17 protein-coding genes and 1 pseudogene are annotated in these 17,478 nt (G+C 70.6%); 9 read left to right on the plus strand and 9 right to left on the minus strand.

All coding sequences use genetic code 11. The features are described from left to right. Window positions 1–22: 22 nt before the first annotated feature. A complete protein-coding gene (locus AB0I11_RS29420) occupies window positions 23–1,450 on the minus strand; it encodes a non-reducing end alpha-L-arabinofuranosidase family hydrolase (protein WP_357327807.1) in 1,428 nt (475 codons plus the stop codon). A gap of 714 nt (window positions 1,451–2,164) precedes the next feature. After that, window positions 2,165–2,944 carry an SDR family oxidoreductase gene (locus AB0I11_RS29425; protein ID WP_357327810.1) on the minus strand — a complete coding sequence of 260 codons (780 nt, stop codon included), beginning with the start codon at window positions 2,942–2,944 and terminating at the stop codon, window positions 2,165–2,167. Window positions 2,945–3,271: 327 nt separating this feature from the next. On the opposite strand from AB0I11_RS29425, the gene AB0I11_RS29430 reads away from it, so the two are divergent. From AB0I11_RS29430 to AB0I11_RS29440, 3 genes are all read left to right on the plus strand, one after another. Beyond that, complete coding sequence (locus tag AB0I11_RS29430) at window positions 3,272–3,583, plus strand: EthD family reductase (protein ID WP_357327813.1); 312 nt, start codon at window positions 3,272–3,274, stop codon at window positions 3,581–3,583. Between the two features lie 106 nt (window positions 3,584–3,689). Continuing rightward, a complete protein-coding gene (locus AB0I11_RS29435; protein WP_357327816.1) occupies window positions 3,690–4,571 on the plus strand; it encodes a PhzF family phenazine biosynthesis isomerase in 882 nt (293 codons plus the stop codon). A gap of 144 nt (window positions 4,572–4,715) precedes the next feature. After that, window positions 4,716–5,519, plus strand: a complete 804-nt coding sequence (locus AB0I11_RS29440) for a maleylpyruvate isomerase N-terminal domain-containing protein (RefSeq protein WP_357327819.1) — start codon at window positions 4,716–4,718, stop codon at window positions 5,517–5,519. A gap of 358 nt (window positions 5,520–5,877) precedes the next feature. On the opposite strand, the gene AB0I11_RS29445 is transcribed toward AB0I11_RS29440, so the two are convergent. Then, window positions 5,878–6,570, minus strand: coding sequence for a uridylate kinase (locus tag AB0I11_RS29445; protein WP_357327860.1), 693 nt, complete (start codon window positions 6,568–6,570; stop codon window positions 5,878–5,880). A gap of 534 nt (window positions 6,571–7,104) precedes the next feature. Between AB0I11_RS29445 and AB0I11_RS29450 the strand changes: the two genes are divergently transcribed. Together AB0I11_RS29450 and AB0I11_RS29455 are read left to right on the plus strand one after the other, a co-directional pair. Then, window positions 7,105–7,449, plus strand: coding sequence for a nuclear transport factor 2 family protein (locus AB0I11_RS29450; RefSeq protein WP_357327822.1), 345 nt, complete (start codon window positions 7,105–7,107; stop codon window positions 7,447–7,449). A gap of 293 nt (window positions 7,450–7,742) precedes the next feature. Beyond that, window positions 7,743–8,078 carry a hypothetical protein gene (locus AB0I11_RS29455; RefSeq protein WP_357327825.1) on the plus strand — a complete coding sequence of 112 codons (336 nt, stop codon included), beginning with the start codon at window positions 7,743–7,745 and terminating at the stop codon, window positions 8,076–8,078. Here AB0I11_RS29455 and AB0I11_RS29460 read toward each other — a convergent pair. From AB0I11_RS29460 to AB0I11_RS29470, 3 genes are all read right to left on the minus strand, one after another. Beyond that, window positions 8,065–9,768 carry a DUF885 domain-containing protein gene (locus AB0I11_RS29460; protein WP_357327828.1) on the minus strand — a complete coding sequence of 568 codons (1,704 nt, stop codon included), beginning with the start codon at window positions 9,766–9,768 and terminating at the stop codon, window positions 8,065–8,067. The two genes, AB0I11_RS29455 and AB0I11_RS29460, sit on opposite strands and share 14 nt — an antisense overlap. Window positions 9,769–9,939: 171 nt before the next feature. Further along, window positions 9,940–11,310 carry a hypothetical protein gene (locus AB0I11_RS29465; RefSeq protein ID WP_357327831.1) on the minus strand — a complete coding sequence of 457 codons (1,371 nt, stop codon included), beginning with the start codon at window positions 11,308–11,310 and terminating at the stop codon, window positions 9,940–9,942. Then, window positions 11,307–11,813, minus strand: coding sequence for a SigE family RNA polymerase sigma factor (locus tag AB0I11_RS29470; protein WP_357327834.1), 507 nt, complete (start codon window positions 11,811–11,813; stop codon window positions 11,307–11,309). The genes AB0I11_RS29465 and AB0I11_RS29470 overlap by 4 nt, the downstream gene beginning before the upstream one ends. Before the next feature lie 92 nt (window positions 11,814–11,905). On the opposite strand from AB0I11_RS29470, the gene AB0I11_RS29475 reads away from it, so the two are divergent. Continuing rightward, a complete protein-coding gene (locus AB0I11_RS29475; RefSeq protein ID WP_357327837.1) occupies window positions 11,906–13,072 on the plus strand; it encodes a DUF4241 domain-containing protein in 1,167 nt (388 codons plus the stop codon). 129 nt (window positions 13,073–13,201) lie between these two features. Here the strand turns inward: AB0I11_RS29475 and AB0I11_RS29480 are convergent, their stop codons facing one another. The 3 genes from AB0I11_RS29480 to AB0I11_RS29490 form a co-directional block, all read right to left on the minus strand. Beyond that, window positions 13,202–13,774 carry a hypothetical protein gene (locus AB0I11_RS29480; RefSeq protein ID WP_357327840.1) on the minus strand — a complete coding sequence of 191 codons (573 nt, stop codon included), beginning with the start codon at window positions 13,772–13,774 and terminating at the stop codon, window positions 13,202–13,204. Window positions 13,775–13,958: 184 nt separating this feature from the next. After that, the gene (locus AB0I11_RS29485) at window positions 13,959–14,411 is read right to left on the minus strand and encodes a VOC family protein (protein WP_357327842.1); all 453 of its coding nucleotides are present in this window, start codon (window positions 14,409–14,411) and stop codon (window positions 13,959–13,961) included. A gap of 90 nt (window positions 14,412–14,501) precedes the next feature. Further along, window positions 14,502–15,158, minus strand: coding sequence for a helix-turn-helix domain-containing protein (locus AB0I11_RS29490; protein ID WP_357327845.1), 657 nt, complete (start codon window positions 15,156–15,158; stop codon window positions 14,502–14,504). 55 nt (window positions 15,159–15,213) lie between these two features. Here AB0I11_RS29490 and AB0I11_RS29495 point away from each other — a divergent pair, with 55 nt between their 5' ends. The 3 genes and pseudogenes from AB0I11_RS29495 to AB0I11_RS29505 form a co-directional block, all read left to right on the plus strand. Continuing rightward, window positions 15,214–15,738, plus strand: coding sequence for a universal stress protein (locus AB0I11_RS29495; protein WP_357327848.1), 525 nt, complete (start codon window positions 15,214–15,216; stop codon window positions 15,736–15,738). A 104-nt stretch (window positions 15,739–15,842) separates the two neighbouring features. Further along, window positions 15,843–16,862 (plus strand): nitroreductase, encoded by a 1,020-nt coding sequence (locus AB0I11_RS29500; protein WP_357327851.1) that lies wholly within the window; start codon window positions 15,843–15,845, stop codon window positions 16,860–16,862. A 170-nt stretch (window positions 16,863–17,032) separates the two neighbouring features. After that, window positions 17,033–17,478, plus strand: a pseudogene (locus tag AB0I11_RS29505) (pyruvate dehydrogenase (acetyl-transferring), homodimeric type); the annotation flags it as partial.

Consider the following 17,478-nt stretch of genomic DNA (forward strand, 5'->3'; position numbering starts at 1 on the left):
TCTCTCTTCTCGATCGGCCGGCTCAGCGTTGGAGCGTGAGGAGTCCGGGGCGGTAGGGCAGGAGGCCGTAGTCGCCGCCGGAATTGGGGGAGCGGCCCTGGTAGAGCAGTTGGAGGTTGCAGGGGTCGACGGTGAAGGTCTGGTCGGCGGTGGTGCGGATCAACTCGCCGTGGCTGATGTCGTTGGTCCAGGTGGCGCCGCTGTTGGCCTTGCCTGCGAAGGGGTTGGACTCGGTGGCGGCCTGCGGGGTCCAGGTGCCGCCGAGGCTGGTGGCGGTGAAGGAGCGGAAGTAGCGGCCCTGGGAGCCGATGGCCTCGACGATCATCAGGTAGCGGGTCTGGCCTTGGAGTTTGTAGACCTGGACGGCTTCGAACAGGTTGTTCGTCGAGTCGGACATGATGGTGGTGTAGGTGGAGCCGAAGCTGCCGGGGAAGTTGCCCAGGGGCATGCTGGAGCGGTAGATCTTGCCGTTGTCACCGGCGAAGAACAGGTACATGTTCTGGTCGTCGGCGATCAGGGTCTGGTCGATCGGGCCGGTGCCGGAACCGGAGATGCTGCCGGTGAACAGCGGCTGCGCCGAGCCCCACCCGTTGGGGTTGGTGGGGTCGGTGGAGGTGCGGTAGGAGAACGCGGTCGGTCCCCACTGGTAGGCCAGCACCCAGATGTTGCGCGGCGCGAAGTAGAACAGGGTCGGCGCGACCGTACCCGAGGACATCGCGTTCTGGCTGGCAGTAGCCATCTCCGACCAGTTGGTGAACAGACCGAAGTTCATCGACCCCCACCGCGTGCCGGTGTCGTGGGTGGTGGCGTAGACCAGGTGCCGGCCGTTGTACGGCACCACGGTGAAGTCCTTCAACGACACCCACCCCGACCGCGGCTGCGCCAACGCACCGGTCGACGACCACCGGTACGACGACGGCAGACTGCACGTATTGCCCGGCGGCGGTGTCGTGGGCGGCGCAGTGGTCGGCGGCGCCGTGGTGGGTGGCGCGGTGGTGGGTGCGTCGGTCGGGCCGCCGGTCGGCGTGGTGGTGCCGCCCGTGCAGGTCACCCCGTTGAGCGCGAAGCTGCTCGGCACCGGGTTGCTGCTGGTCCAGGAGCCGTTGAAACCGAACGATGTGGTGCCGTTGGTCGGGATGGACCCGTTGTAGTCGACGTTGCGCGCGGTGACAGCGGACCCGCTCTGGGTCAGGCTCGTGTTCCACGACTGGGTGACCGTCTGCCCGGCGCCGAACGACCACGTCAGCGTCCAGCTCGACACCGGGTCGCCCAGGTTGGTGATGGTGACGTTGGCGCCGAAGCCGCCCTGCCACTGCGACGAGATCGCGTAGTTGACCGAGCATCCCGCGGCCGCCGCCCCGGCGGGCAGCGCCACGGCGACGGTCCCCGACGCCAGCAACGCGGCGCCTGCCGACGCCAATATGGCATTGACTGATCTGGATCTAGGCATGGAATGACCTCCTGCGGGGGCAGCGGCTCCGACATTGGCGGTGGCGATTGTTTTGTGAACGTTAACAGCCGCGCCAGGGATGTTACGGGAGCGCTCCCATGCACTCAACAATCCATTCCGCACCCACCCACCGCCCGCACCCACCGCACCCGCCCACCCGAACGCGACGATCATGAAGTTGGCCGTAGTGAATGCGGACAAATCCGCAGCTCAACTTCGTGATCGACACGCTGAGGTGGGCACGGGTGGGCGGGAGGAAAGGGGGAGGGGCGGTCAGGCGGGGATGCAGGCGGCGCCGTCGGCGGCGCAACCGGCGGGGGCGTTGTGCGCCGGATCCGGGTCGCAGCGAAGGACTTCAACACCCTGCGGTCGCGCGCTGCCGTCGAGTGGCGTAGCGATTCAACGTCGTGGACGTCTGCTCGTGCCCCATCACCTTCGCCACGTCGTTGATCGGTACGCCGTCCGCACCAGCCAGGTTGCGTAGGAGTGCCTTTAGGTCGTGGAAGCGCAGCGCAACCGGCGGGCCGGCTCGTTGCAGGGATGGCTTCCATACCCGGCTCCGGAATGTGCCCTGACGGATGGGCTCGCCGGTACCCGTGGTGAAAACGAGCAGGTCGTGCGTCCGGATGGCCCACCGGCGCCAGGTAGCCAACCCTCCGGCGAACCGTGGGAACCTCAACGCTTCACCTGGCATCTTCGAAGGCGCAGCGTTGGTTAGGAGATGCCGCCGTCGCTGCGTAATAGTTGGCCGTTGATCCAGCCCCCGTCGGGTGAGCACAGGAACGCGACGAGGTTCGCACAGTCCTGTGGGCGCCCGAGGCGACCGAGTGGCGTGGCCCGCAGGACAGCATCCTTGATCTCTGTGGTCATCCAGCCGGTATCGGTTGGACCCGGATCGATGGCGTTGGCGGTCACACCGAGGTGGGCCAGTTCTTGAGCAGCGGCCAGGGTGATCCGATCGAGAGCGCCTTTGCTGGCTCCGTAGGGAAGGTTGCCGACGGTAGCGTCACTGGTCAGGCTGACGATGCGGCCCGTGCCATGTGGCCCTTGGAACCGTTGGGCGTACTCGCGAATCAGGAGCCAGCTCGCCTGGGTGTTGATCGCGAAGTGACGGTCGAAGCTCTCGATGCTGGTGTCGAGCAGGCCTGATTTGACGCTCTCGCAGTGGGCGAGGACGAGCGCGCTGACCGAGCCCAGCTCTCGCTCCACGGCGTTGAACATGTCAGCCGTGGCGTGGGGATCAGCGAGGTTCGCCTCGACCGCGGCAGTTCTTGCCCCGTGCTTGGCGGCTTGGCTGCTGAGCTGCGTCATGGCCTCGGGATCGGCTCCCCAGGGCATCCGCTCGTCGTACGGGGTCCAGTAGGTGAAGCCGACATCCCAGCCGGTCTGCGCCAGCGTCAGCACCACCGATGCAGCGATGCCGGCGCTGCGGCCGGCACCGGTCACCAGGGCAACGGGTCGATGCTGTCGGTCCGTGCCATCCGTGAGTGACATTCGTGGTCGCACCCCCTCGACGCCCCATCCTTGCCGACCGCTTAAAGGCCGTCATCGGAATTACCCGGTCACCACAGCAGAACCGGCGGTGCATCGCCACGGCGTCAAGCATCAACGGAGGCCGCCGGGTCAACCCTCAACCGGCGCGGGACAGGTCGGCTGCCGGCTTATCAGGTCTCAGGACGCCGCGCGCTCATGCCGATGGCAGCGCATTGGATCTCGAGGCGATCCGAACCGTTCCGTATCGTCCCTGGTTCCTAGCAGGAGTTCCCAAGTCAACCGGAGTGTTATGGTCTCGTCTCTGGACGGGGGTGGACGGAGGCCGTCATGCACAAGTTGGTGGTCCTGTATTCCGACCCCGCTGACCCTGACCACTTCCGCGACTACTACGTGACCAACCACCTTCCACTGGTCATGGACATGCCCGGCCTGCTTGCCTGGCGCTACAGCTTCGACGTGGCGGCGACCGACGGAGAAGCGCCCTATTTCGCGGTCTTCGAAGGCGACTTCGCTGACGCCGCGGCCATGGCCGCGGCGCGGGCGTCGCCGCAAGGCCGGCGGGTGGCCGCCGATGTCGTCAACTACGCCACCGGCGGTGCGGTCATCATCCACTATCCGGTGCGGGACGGCGTCGGCTGAGGCGCGCCGGTACGCTCCGGGACGCGTTCGGTCGGCCGTTGCGGTCAGGTCCGGCTTGCGGACGCCGTTCGCGGTTGCCGGTTCGTTGAGCGTCAGAGGTGGGCCGATGTTCTGGCCGGATGTCACGGTGGTTGATGCGTGCGTGCGGCGCGACGGCCGGGGCGGCAGCCCCACGGCCGTCAGCGACGACGACCCGGCGGCCACGGACGCCGACCGGCGTGCGGTCGCTGCCGCGGCCGGCACCTCGCACGCGGCGTTCCTCGGCCCGGGGCGGACGCCGGACGGTGGCTGGCCGGTCCGGTTCTTCACCGCCACCGCCGAACTGTCCGGCTGCGGCCACGGCACCGTCGCCGCGCAGGCCCTCCGGTTGACCCGCACCGCGCTGGGTGAGCTGAACGACCGCCAACACACCGGCGGGCGTACGTTCGACACCGTCGCGATCCGCCGCCCCGCCGGTATCGAGGTGTGGTTCGACCAGGGCCTCGTCGCGCTGCGCCAGCCGGCACCGGACGAGCGCGCCGCGATCATCGCCGCGCTCGGGCTCAGCGCGGACGAGCTGCCTCCGAGCGACGCGCCGCGCATCGCCGCGCCCGGCGCACCACGCATGCTGATACCGGTCCACGACCGGTCGGCGCTGCGCCGAGTCCGCCCACACCTCGGCAGGCTGACAACGGCGTGCCGGCGGTACGGGCTCCTCGGCTGTTTCGTGTTCGTAGCGCCGGTGGGCGACCGACCAGGTGCGGCGCGGATGTTCGCGCCGGCGATCGGCGTCAACGAGGACGTCGCCAACGCCAACAGCACCGGCTGCCTGGCCGCCCACCTGCTCGACACGACAGGCGCACAGACGATCGCGATCGAGGTGGAGCAGGGCGACACCCTCAATCGACCGGCCAGCGTGCTCGCCTCGGCCCGACGCGGGCCGGCGGGCATCACGACCCGGGTCGGCGGGTTGGCGGTGGTCCGCGACGGACACCGAGCCGACAACTAGGCCACCCTCTCCTTGAGGTTCCCCCGGTTTGCCGGAGGGTCGGTTACCTGGCGCGCGCCATCCGAGGGGCGTGCCCACGCCGCGGGCCGGACGCGTCGACGTGAAATTGCTGTCCGGCTGCCCGAGACAGCGATAGAAAGCCGCGTGCACGAGACTCTCACGTTCCCTGATCATCTACGGCTCATTGACGAACGGTCGACCGCCTTCCGCGCTGCGGTCGCGGCAGCGCCCAGCCTCGACGTGCCGGTTCTGACCAGCGACCCGCATGCCTCTCCGGAGCGGACGCTGTTCGATCTCGTGCAACACGTCGGCATGGGCCGCCGCAAATCAGCCGCCATCGTCGCGGCAGGGCCCGCGGACGCTCCCCCGGAGAGGTCCGCCTGGGAGGACGGTGCCGGTGCTCCCCGGGAACGTGAGGCTCTGCTGACCTGGTGGACCGAGTCCATCGAGCAACTGACGAGCACGCTGCGCGAGGCCGGCCCGGATCGCCGTTGTTGGACGTGGTGGGACGACTCGCCCTCACCACAAACATCCGGCGCGTGGGCGCGACGCCAAGTTCCCGAGATCGCGGTGTACACCTACGACGCCCAGCTCACCGTGGGGGCCCCGCAGCCAGTACCAGACGAGGTCGCCCTGGACGGTTTCGACGACTGCCAGTTCACCCTCTGCTCAACGACGGTCGCCTGGCCGCACGAACCCGCCGTCGTCGACTACCACGCCGACGAGGGCCGCTCATGGCGCCTCCGGCTTGACCGCGACGGCGCACGAGTCACCCGCCTCGGCACGGCCGCCGCCGTCGAGGACCCGCACACGGCCGACGCCTCCGCCCGGGGCACCGCCAGTGACCTGCTCCTGATGTTCTACGGCCGCGTACCGCTGGATTCGCTGAAGCTCGACGGCGACCGTCGCATCTTCGATCGGCTGATCGCCTGGGACCCGTCCGTGTGACAGCCGATGACCCGCCACCTCGTGCACCCTGCGGCCGAGGCCGCAGCAGAGTCGCAGGTATCCGGCTCGGGCGGCTGCGCATGTGCGCAACGTGGACGTACCCGTCCTGCGAAGGGCCGACTCAGGCGGTAGTCCTCCGGTCGCTTGTTGCAACTGAGGACCAGTTGGCAGCGGGTGCGGTTGGTGACAGCAGCATCTCGGACCCCGGGGCACCCATGGCGGACAAGACGGCGTCAACGTCGGCAACCAGCAACCGGTGGCGTGAGCCCCGGCCGGGCCGCGACCGTCAAGCAGGCCAGGAACGGAACCAGGGGCCCACCGAGCCCGGTTGCCGCCGTCCCGGCGCGTACGAGTTGGGTCATTCGGACCTGGGTGACCGTGCCGGACCAGCCTCCCAGACCGGCTGCCGGGGTTCGTCGTTGTGCACGATCACGTCGACGTGATCGGTGGGCCGGACAGTAGCGAAGTAGAACCGTTGGGAGGGGATGTAGCGCTCGCGCCAGCGCCGTTCGACGTCGGCCCGTGATGACACCCGACGCTCTCGGATCACCGCACGATCAACGGTCTTGTCGAGCGCCGTCGACACGAAGACGCGCAGCTCCCACCGATCGATCAGTTCCGGGCGCATGAGGAAGACGCCGTCGAAGACCAGCACGGCGTCGGCGGGGGCAGTCATGGTCGGCGGGGACAGCACAGCGTCCGCGGTGTGGTCGTAGACCGCATGGTGGAAGCGTCGGTCTCCGCCGGGGCCGAGCGGATCGAGCAGGACCCGGTTCAGCGCCTCGTGGTCGTGGGTGTCGAAGTAACAGCCTTCGGCCGAGTACTCGCCACGCGGGTAGCGCTGTGCCCGAGGGAAGAGGAAATCGTCGACGGTCGCCCGGATGACGTGGCGGCCCTGTGTCCGCAGGACGTCGGCGAGTTCATCGGCGAGGGTGGTCTTGCCGGCGGCGGGCGGTCCGTCGATGGCCACCCGCGTTGGATGTGCGACGGTGACGGACCCGACCCGCTCCGCCAGGCGGCCGAGCAACTCGTCGCGGGTACCTCGCTCCATGTCCTGCCCCTCCTGACCTCGTCGACGGCCGCCGTGCCGGGCCGACCTCAGGCCCGCCAGCCTGTCGCGCGCCGGCGACCGCCAGGTCGGCAGCGCGCTGGCCGGCGCCGCCGGCAGCAGGCAGAGCCCGACCACCCCGCCGGCCGCCGACCACGGCACCAGCGCGGACTCGACCGTGACCAGCCAGCCGACCTGTCTCCAGAGCGCACCGGCCAGCCGGATCGGCCGCAGGTCAGCCACCCGGCCGGCGGCGGCCATCGGCACCGTGTTCGCTACCGCTACAGCACCGTAGCCGGCCGACTCACCGATCAGTGACAGCGTGAAGAGCCAGACGAGGCGATCCTCGGCGCGATCCGTCTCGGCTGCCCACCCGGACACGTCGACGATCCGCGCTCCGACCGGAGGACCGACCGCGGCCGGCGAGGGCGTCCGGCAGGGTGGCCCGCTCGGTCCTGCACGTACACCGGGGAGGTGTGACCTCCACAGGAGCTTGGGCTGGCTGACGATGTCATGGGGTGGGGGCATACTCGCTTTGTGGATCAAGGACGCCAGGTCGCCGAGCGGATGTACGAAGCTTTCAACCGCCGGGACGCGGTTGCTGCCAGAGACATCTTCGCCAGCAGCTTCTACAGCCATCCGTTGCGGGCCAGCGGTTGGGAGTGCGTGCAACGGGCCTGGCAGCGCATGTGGGACCAGCATCCCGCGCTGAAGGTCACCGTCAAAGACCTGGTCGCGGACGACCAGCGGGTGGCAACTCGGACCGAGATGGTCGGCTTCGCCGATGGCTCGACAGCAACCATGCTGGAGATGTTCACCATCGAGCACGGTCGCATCATTGAGCTATGGGGCCTTTCCGCCAAGCCACAGACGAAGTCCTAGGTCGGCCAACCAGAACCGTGCCCGACGCGGGGGTCGGCAACGGCCGGCGGCGGGCTCCGGGTAGCCCGGGCGCCTACGCTGCGCACCCCCAACGCTCGCATCGCGGACGGCGCCGGCTCTGGCCGCTGGCCGGGCTGCTGCTCTGCCTCAGCCAACTCGGCGCCGCCTGCCAGCACCCGCCGCCCCCGGACTACCAGATCGGATTCGTGCGTCTCGGTGACCGGCTGGCCGTTTACACCCCGATCTGTCCTGGCGACACCGTGCGGACGATACGGGTGCACGCGGTTCCGCCGGTGGGGAAGAGTGGCGACTCGGTGCTGCTCTGGGAGGCGGCGGACCCGGTCGGAACGGGTCCGGCCGGGGCGGACACCCGCGCTGGACTGATCGTCCTCGGGGCCGGCTTCGGCACCGTCCGGCAGGCACCGCCCGCGCAGTTCGGCCGCACGCTCTCCGTCGGGGTGGACACGGCGGAGGGGCGGTCGTACGCCGACGCGGTCGCCCTGCCCGAGCAGGTGGCGCGGTTCCCGGCCGACGCTCCGCTGGCGGCGCTCTCCTTCGACACCGACGACGGGCTGGTCAGCTACGACACGCTGCGCGCCCACTTCGAACGGGAGATCACCTGTCGCTGATCCCCGGACCGCACGGCCGCGCAGGCCGAGCGGCCGGGTCTCCTGCGGGACCTGGGCCACGCCCTTGGCCGTCGCTGCTCTCCGCAAGGGCGGCCGTCAGCTGATCCAGGCCCAGCGAACCCAGCTCCAGGGCGTGACGATGGAATGCGCGCCGGTCGCCGGGGAAGGACGCGCGGCCTGCCAGCCACACCCGCTCACCCACCTTGTAGGTCAGCGCCTGCCCTGGCCGGCCCAGGTAACGTCCGAGTTCAGCGGACGCGTACGGCCCCTGGTGGCAGCGGTCCCGCAGCAGCTTCAGCGCGGCGTCCGGCGTCCACACTGCTCTGTCACCGGAGGGCATCGGCAGCCGCAGGTGCAGGCCGATGTCGAGCACGACCCGGGCCGCCCGCAGGAGCTGCATGTACAGATACCCCAGTCGGGCACCCGGCTGTTCATAGTGCCCGAGCTCGTCCATGAACCGCTCGGCGTACAGGGCCCAGCCCTCCTGGCTGCCGGAGAGGCCGCCGAGCAGGTTCAGCCGCTGCCCGAGGCCGCCGCGGCAGACCTCGGCGCCGAGGTGGAGGTGGTGGCCGGGGACGCCCTCGTGGTAGGCGGTGCTGTAGGCGTACCAGGTGGGGAAACTCGCCGCGTCCTCGGGCAGGGACCACCAGACCCGGCCCGGCCGCGTCAGGTCCCGCGACGGCCCGGTGTAGGCGATGCCGGACGATGTGGTCAACCGCGACTCGATGCGCCGCAGCGGGGCGGGGATGTCGAAGTGCACGCCGTCCAGCCGCTCGGTGGCGGCCTCCAACAGCTCCTGCAGCCACGCGGCGAACGCCTCCCTGCTGTGCAGGGTGCCGGGCGCGTCGGGGCTGGCGAGCCGGGCGAGCACCTCTGCCACACTCCCGCCCAGGGCCTTCGCTTCCGCGATCAGCTCTGCCTCTGTCGCCCGGAACTCGTCCCAGCCCCAGTCGTACAGCTCGCGCAGGTCAGGCTGGGCCGCGAGGAAGGTGCGGACCCAGAGCGCGTACCGCTGCTGGCCGAACGCTTCCTCGTCAACGGCCCGCGGCGCCAGGTCCGCGGTGAGCATCTCGGCCAGTTTCTGGTACGCCTGTCGCGCACTCGTCGCCGCGGCCTGCAACGACGCCCGCTGAGGCCCCTGGCCGTAGCGCTCCACCAGGGCGACATCGTCGTCGATCCAGTTGCGGCAGCGCCGCGTGACGAGCTCCACCTGGCGCCGCGCCGGAAGATTGCCGCGCTGCGCGGCAAGGAGGAGGCTGCGGGCGTACCCGTCCAGGGCCGCGGGGATCGCGGCCAGGCGTGCGCCGACGCGAGCCCAGCCCTCCTCGACGGCCGCGCCCTCGGCGTCGCGGCCGGGCACCGCGGCCTCGACGGCCTGGCGGATGAGCTGGAGCGGTCCGGTGGCCGCCGCGTGCAGTTCACGCAGGTCCTCCCCGGCGTCGTGGAAGGCGATACGCGCGTGCAGCCGCTCGGCGAGATGGGCGTGCAGCGGGGTCGCGGCCGGCAGGGCGTCACCCAGGATCGCGAGTTCGCGCAGGGCACGGACTGCGAGGTCGGCGCGGGCCTGGTGACCCTCCGGGCTGTAGTCGGTCAACCCGTCGACATCCTGCTCGCCGGCCTCGACGACCGCTGTGCAGGGGTCGAGGACTGCCATGCCGCGCAGGAGTCGATCCGCGAAGTCCTCGATCATGGGGCAATGTTAAGGCGGTGCCCAGCTACCGTGGTGCGAGCCCGCATCGAGCGCGGCAAGCGGTCCAGAACCATCGGCAGACTTTCGCTCATCGGCAGGACTGCGCACCGAGCGGTGCGTACGACCGCGCGGACAGCGGCAGGACCGCGCGGCTCCCGGCTGAACGAGTCGCTATTCCATTCTCGGACGTCGTCGACGCGACGGACGTGTCCGGCGCCAGAGCAGGAACGCGCCGCCGAGAATGACGACCGCGATGAGGGCGTCCACGAGCATCGGTCGGGGGCCGCGCTGCGGCCGGCCGGCCTTCCGGACGGTCAGGTCGGGCAGCAGGCCGGTGGCGAGGTGCAGGTCGAGAAGCTGGCAGCTCTGGGCGCCCAGTTCGCAGCTACTGCCGGTGGCGAAGGCGGACAGGGTCCGCCGGGTGCCGGCATCGAGTCGCACCTCCGCCAGCGATGCGTGGCCCGCGTCGTTGACGGTGGCGACGACCACGCTGCCCGCCGAGCGCCAGCCGAGCAGTTGTACGACGTCCGGGACCGGCGCCGGTGGTGTCCGGACCCCGGAAAGGGGCAGGAACTGGACGTCGCCGACCTTCCACAGGAAGACACCATGATTGGTGTCGCCGCCCGTGCTGCCGGTGAACGGCCCGTCCGAGAGCCAGGGCACGGTGGCGAGGACCGTGCCGTCCGGCGACCAGCCGACCTCGGCCGCCAGTTCGCGTCCGCTCGGGATCTGCACCCTGCGAAGCTCGCGGCCGTCGAGGTCGACGAGGTGGGCCGTCTGACCCACCTGCACGGCGAGCCGTCGGCTGTCCGCCGCGAACGCCGCCGTCCACGCCGGCCTGATCGCCGGCACCTCGGTGCTGCGCCCGGTCGACAGGTCAAGCAGCCGTAGCGTGCCGGTGCGGGCCACCTCGGCCTCGACGACGTTCACGGTGCCGAACTCTCCGGAGTGACGGAGGGGGGCGGCGCTGTAGGCGACGTGGCGGCCGTCGGGCGACCAGGCCAGCAGCCGCACGCCGACCGGGTCCCCGAGCGGGATCGACCGGCGCTTGCCCGTGGCCAGGTCGACCAGGACCAGGTCGCGGGTCGCGCCGCGATCGTCGCCGAGCAGCACGCGGGTGCCGTCCGGGGCGAGCAACGCCGAGGGGCGGTCGCGCTCCTCCATGGCGTCGACCCGCCGGTACGTGTCTGCGTCGGCCCCGACGATCAACGACTGGAACATGTTGAACGTCTCGCCGCTGCCGTAACCGTAGAGGGCTATCGCGCGGCCGGGCGGGGCCGACGTGACGGTGCTGGTGAGCATCGAGTACCCGGCGAAGCGGTCCGGCAGGCTCGGCGTGGTCGCCGGGGCTGCCGGCCGGACCGCAAGCGGGACGCCGGGCACGACCAGACCGGCGAGGACGAGCACGACAGCGGCCCAGGCCGCCGTGCTGGCGATCCGGCGGCGCCGGACCGAGCGGCGCGCCCGAGTGAGTACGGTGTCCAGGTATCCGGGCGGCAGCGGCGGGGGTTCGTCCGGCAGGGTGGCGAACAGTTCTCTCATGGCGTGTCCACCCCTCCAGGCACGTAGTTGGGCAGCAGGCGGCGCAGCGCCGCGATGGCGTACGAGGTCTGGCTCTTCACGGTGCCGGTCGAGCAGCCCAGCGCCGCGGCGGTCTGCGCGACGTCGAGGTCCTCCCAGTAGCGCAGGACCAGCACCGCGCGCTGCCCACGAGACAGCTTCGTGAGCGCGCCCAGCAGATCGACGCGGTCGTCGGCACCGGCCAGCGGCGTCACCGGCGGCCCGGTCACGTCGGCCATGGGTCGGACCCGACGGGTCCAGGACCGCTCCCGCTCGGCCAGGTAGGCGTGGATCAGCACCGCCCGCACGTAGGCGTCGACCGAGTCCGCTGCCGACGCCTTGCGCCAATGCCGGTAGAGCGCGACGAGGCACTCCTGCACCAGGTCGTCCGCGGCCGACCACTGCCCGCACAGCCGGTACGCCAGCCGTCGCAGCCATGGCATGCGCGCCTGCACGTACTCGACGTACTCTCGTTCACTCCGCAACCCAGCCTCCCACCAACACTAGGAGTGGCCCGGTGCCCGTTTCGGTTGTGGGGGTTGTGATCGACGTTGAGCGGTGGTCGAGGCGTGAGGTCGTGTACTGCGACGGATGGGCCGACGGCGTGGTCAATCCCCTGACCGCGACCGCGGCGCAGACCCGTGACGCCGCGGGGGAGCCGTACACGGCCGTGGTGTTGATCGACGGTCGGCGGCACGCGGTGCTGGACCTCTCCTGGGCCGACGAGTACTGCCGCGTGTCGCGCTTCGACGCGGCCGGCCGGCAGGTGTCCTGCCACGAACTACGCGGCGCGGGGAGCGGTGACCTGTTCCTGCGCCGGGCCGCCACCTGGGACGGCCCGCCGGATGCGGGCGTACACGAGTTTCCGCATGTCGCGGCACGGACCTGCACCACCTATCGACTCTCCGGCGAGCGCACCCACGTCGTCGAGCCGCGCGGCGATCTGGGCGCTCGGCACGAGTCCCGCTCGATACAACCGCCGCCCCGCCTGCCGATTCCGGGCTTCCGCCGCTGGCGGGAACTGCTGGGTCTCGCCGGGGACGCGCCGGTGGAGATCGTCGACGCGGTGCACCATGCGCTCCCGGTGCGAACCGCCACCCGGCCGCCATGGCGTCCGCCCCGGCCGCTGCGGCCGCACGGCCTCGAAACCCTGTTCACCCCCGGCGCGCGGATCGAACACCACGGCCGGCGGCTTCGCCTGTCGGCCCGCAGCGCCGGACGGCTGCACCTGCCGTCCGGCCGCCTGCTCGCGGCTGATCCCTCGTCGTTGGACCTCGACGCCAGGCCGTTCGACGTCACCGTGCCGCCCGGCACGTACCCGGTCTCCGTCGGCCTCGCGACCTTCGTCGATGATCCGGGGCGCAGCCGGGTCACCGCCGCCCGCCTCGACCTCAGCGACCGTCCCGCCGTGCGATGGGAGCTGGCACTGTGCGACGGGCAGGACCCGCTCGACCTGGGCTACCGGCAGTTCTTCGGCTTCGGGGTCGACAGCGGCATGGCCTGCTACGTCGACGCCGACTCCGCCGACCGCCTGGTGGACGTCTGGCGCACGCTCGACGGCCTGGTCGAGCCGCGCTACCGCACGACCGATGCGGAGGACCTGGTCGCCTGGTCCAGCGGGTGGGGCGACGGGGTCTACCCCACGTGGATCGGCTACGACACCTCCGGCGCGGTGACCTGCTTCATCGCCGACATGCTGCTGTTTCCCACCGACCCGGAAGACGAGGACGAGGACGAGGACTGACGATACGCAGGCCGCATCCGGATCTCGGGCTCGACCGCGGTCGCCTACCGGCCGGTGGGGCCGTGTCGATGAGCGTCCGCAGGAGGTCGGCATGACCGGCATGCCGGACGGTGGCGGGGTCGTCCCGTCTCAGGTGAGGGCCAGCATCCACTCCACGGCGTCGCGCGCGGCCGCGATGCCGGGCTCGCGCGACTGCGCGGTGAAGACGAGCACTCGGTCGTCCTTGCGCGGGTACAGGTACACGGCCTGCCGCCACGGCTCACCCTCGTGCTCGTACGCCAGCTCGATGACCTGCACGTCACGGCTCATCGTGCGGCGGGCGACAACCGTCTGACCCGGGGCGATCAGCACGTCCGGGTCGGCGATGTGTACCGGGCCCTGCACGAAGATCGACGCGTCGTGTTCGCCGACGAGGCAGTACGGGTCGACGGTCGACTCGACGCCGAAACCGGACGGCCAGGCCACCCTGAAGCTGCTGGTCTCGATGGCCCAGAACGGATGGTCCGGGCCGGGCGCCACGTCGACGATGCCGGGCGCGGAGCGCGCGTCCGCCGGATCGATGAGCGCCCTCGCCGGGCCGTCCGCCCGCCAGTTGGTCACCACAACAGCGTCGGACGCGGCGTCGGAACGTTCGAACGTGTACGGCCAGTACGGCACCAGCACCATGCCGTGACCGGCGAGGCGGGCCAAGACGTGTCCCATGGGCGCGCACTGTAGTCACCGGCGCGCACCGACGGTTTCCCGGGCGCTGGGCGATGTCAGGTGCGGGCCGCAATGGCGGTGGCGTGTGGCGGGACGATGGGCCGTGGATGGTGTCGTGGTCAGCGGTGAGCCGGCTCGATGACCGCGGGTCGGCTACCTGTCCGCAGGTGCAGGCTGGGCCCGGTCAACGTGGGAACGAGTTCAGGGGTGACCTGTCGCCCACGGACCAGTGGTGACCGAACGGGTCCGTGAAGCCACCTTGACGGTGCGTCCCCCAGGGCACGCGGTGATCCTCGATCGCCGCTCCGGCGACTGCGCCGGCCGCGACGGCGCGTTCGATGAAGGTGTCGGGGTCGTCGACGAACACCTCGATGCGGGTGCTCGTGACCCCCGCCTGGCCGGGACTGGTCTCCGTGGGGTTCTCGGGATTGACCTGGTGGAGGAAGAAGGGGGCGCCGCCGATCTCGAGGCCGGCCACGCCGCCGAGGTTCCACAGCTCCGCCGCGCCCAGCGCGGTCCGGTACCAGTCGACTGCGGCGCCCGCGTCCGAGACGATCACCATCACCGAGATCACTGGCGATGCGGCGGGCACCGGGTCGCCGGACAGCGCGGAACGATCTTTCGGTTCCTCGGTCATGCCCACAGCATGCCGGACATCGCCGGCAGCGTCTCCCACCCGCACAAGATCCTGCGCGGGGTAGCGCCCTGTCACGGTCGTGCCGGCGATCTACGCTCCCGCGGTGACCAGGTCAACCTGACACTGGTGTGGCCGTACGAACGGGGTCAGGCGCGCGTCGATCGCCGCCTGGCCGCCCTGTTCGACGAGGCCTTGCAACAACCCGAGGTGCATGGTGCAGACGATGCCCGGATGGTTTTCCGCCAACGGCCGGAACGGGCAGGCATGCAGGGTTATCCGCGTGTCACCGCCGTCCGCGCTGACGGTGGGTTGGAAACCGAGCTCGGTGAACAGTGCGGTGACCGTAGCGGCGACGTCCTGCGGGTCGTCCGGCTGGTCGGCGGGTTTCGGGCGGAGCCGGTGTGCCCAGGCCCGGCCGGCGCTCCGGGCGGCTTCGCCACCGTTGGTGCTGTCCAGGTGGTCGACGAGGACGGTCGCGAGAAGTGCGTACCCCGTGTCCTGCGCTCCGGCGGTTGTCGGCTCGTACACGGTACGTGGCCGGCCACGCCGGCCTTGCCGGGCTGAGCTTTCGCGCACGAAGCCCGTCCTGATCAGCACGTCGAGGTGGAACCGGACGGTGTTGGGATGCAGGCCGCTGGCTGCGGCCAGGGCGGCGGCGTCCATCGGCGCGGCGGCTGACCGCAGCGCCTGCAGCAACCGTCGTCTGCTGGGAACGGCGAGTGCGCCGAAGGTCACGTCGTCAGGCACCCCATGAATATACACAACGAGTATGGTAAAAAATAACGGCGAGGAGGAGGCCATGATGAGGCAGGCTGATCACCGCTGGCCGGGTCGGCGAACGATCGTCGTGGGTGTCGATGGCTCCTCCGGGTCCAAGACCGCCTTGCGTTGGGCGCTCGAGCAGGCCGAGCGGACCGCCGCCGACGTGGAGGCCGTGAACGTCTGGACACCGGACCCGGCGCACTACGCCTACCTGCCGGTGACGTTCGCCGCGGATGACCTCGCCCACGCCGCCGAGACGACGTTGTTGGACACGCTGGTCGAGGTGACCCGCCAGTACGGCCGTTCGGTTCCGATCCGGCCCCGCGTGCTACGAGGGCTTCCCGTCGAAGAACTGCTCCACGCCGCCAGATCCGCACAATTGCTGGTCCTCGGCGCACCCACGCACGGCACCCTGGTCGGCCTGCTGCTGGGCTCGGTCAGCCACCAGTGCGTCCAACGCGCGACCTGCCCGGTCCTGATCGCCCCGGCCGTGCCGCATCGCCCGTCTCCCCAGTCGCTCGGGTGGGCTGATGTGGACCGCCACGTCATACCACCGAGGAGCTGAACGCCGTACCGCCTCCACCCACGGCGCCGGCCCGGTCCGGCCGAACCCACGGCGCCGGCCCGGTCCGGCCGAACACGGCGAGCATCTTTGCGAAGAAGGCAGCCATGAACCCCACGACGTCGTACCCCAATATGACAATCCCGTCGGACGTGCTCGCCGGCGCCGCGGCTGCCGCCGCGCGCTACGCCCCATCGATCCTCAACACCCAGCCGTGGCGATGGCGGGTACGTCCGGACCGGCTGGAAATGTTCGCCGAACCCCGTCGTCAACTGACTGCCACCGACCCCGACGGCCGGATGCTGATCCTCAGTTGCGGCATCCTCCTGCACCACGCGTGCGTCGCCCTGGCCGCCCAGGGCTGGACCGCGCGGATCGCGCGCACCCCGAGCATGTCCCCAACCGGGCCGCTGGCCGTGCTGCACGGCTTCGAAGCGGCCACGGTCACCCCGGCCACGCGTCAGCAGGAACAGGCCATGCGGACGCGACACACCGACCGGCGACCCGTCAGCGACCAGCCCATCGCATCGCCCGTCATCCGTGCCATCACGGCCAGCGCCCCCGGTGCCGTCCGTCTGCAGATCCTGACCGCCGAACAGGTCCTCGAACTGGCCGCCGCCGTATCGAGAGCCGACGCGGTGCAGAGCCAGGACCCGCTCGCCCGCGACGAGCTGAACCACTGGACGAGCCGGCCCACGACCGCCGGCGTCGGGCTGCCCCCGGAGGTGCTGCCGGACCGGCCGCCACAGACCACCGTTCCGGGCCGCGGATTCGGCCATCGAGGAACCTTGCCGACCGGGGCCGGCCACGACCGGGCCGCCACGTACGGGCTGCTCTACGGCGAGGGCGACGATCCAATCGGGTGGCTACAGGCCGGCGAGGCGCTGTCCGCCATCTGGCTCACCGCGACCGCGATGGAGGTCTCGGTGCTGCCGTTGAGCGATGTCGTCGCGGTCCCCGGTACCCGCGAAGCCCTTCGCCGGATGCTGAAGCCCTTCGACCGCCCGTACCTGGCGTTGCGGCTGGGGGTCGCCGACCCGGTGCCGGGCCGGCCGCCGCGCACCCCTCGACTACCGACCGCTCAGGTCGTCGAGGTGCTCGCGCCGGACGTCGCCCGAGACCACTGACGACGACGGCCGGCCCCAGCGACACCTCGGCCGAGCGCGACGCCGAACCGATGTCGGGCCGAGCGAATCGGTGCGTCGAGATCGTTCACACCACCCGGCCTGCCCAGGCGGAAGCTGCCTCCAGGCGAACGCCCGGATGAGCCCTGGAGAAAGGAACGACGATGGAACATATGCCCCGGCGACGCCCGGTGATCACCGCTGGTCTGCCGAGCCAGCTTCCGGACATCGACCCTGAAGAGACCAGCGAATGGGTCGAGTCGCTTGACGGTGTCATCGATGAGCGCGGAACCAAGCGCGCCCGCTACGTCATGTTGAGCCTGCTGGAGCGGGCGCGTGAGCGGCAGGTCGGGGTGCCGTCGTTGACCACCACCGACTACATCAACACCATCCCGCCGGAGCGCGAGCCGTGGTTCCCGGGGGATGAGCACATCGAGCGGCGGCTGCGGGCCTACATTCGGTGGAACGCCGCGATGCTGGTGCATCGGGCGCAGCGGCCGGAGATCGGGGTGGGTGGTCACATCTCCACCTTCGCCAGTTCGGCGTCGTTGTATGAGGTGGGCTTCAACCACTTCTTCCGGGGCAAGGACCACCCGGGCGGTGGGGATCACATCTTCTA

It is taken from the genome of Micromonospora sp. NPDC050495 (genome assembly GCF_040655175.1).
Classification (GTDB): Bacteria; Actinomycetota; Actinomycetes; order Mycobacteriales; family Micromonosporaceae; genus Micromonospora.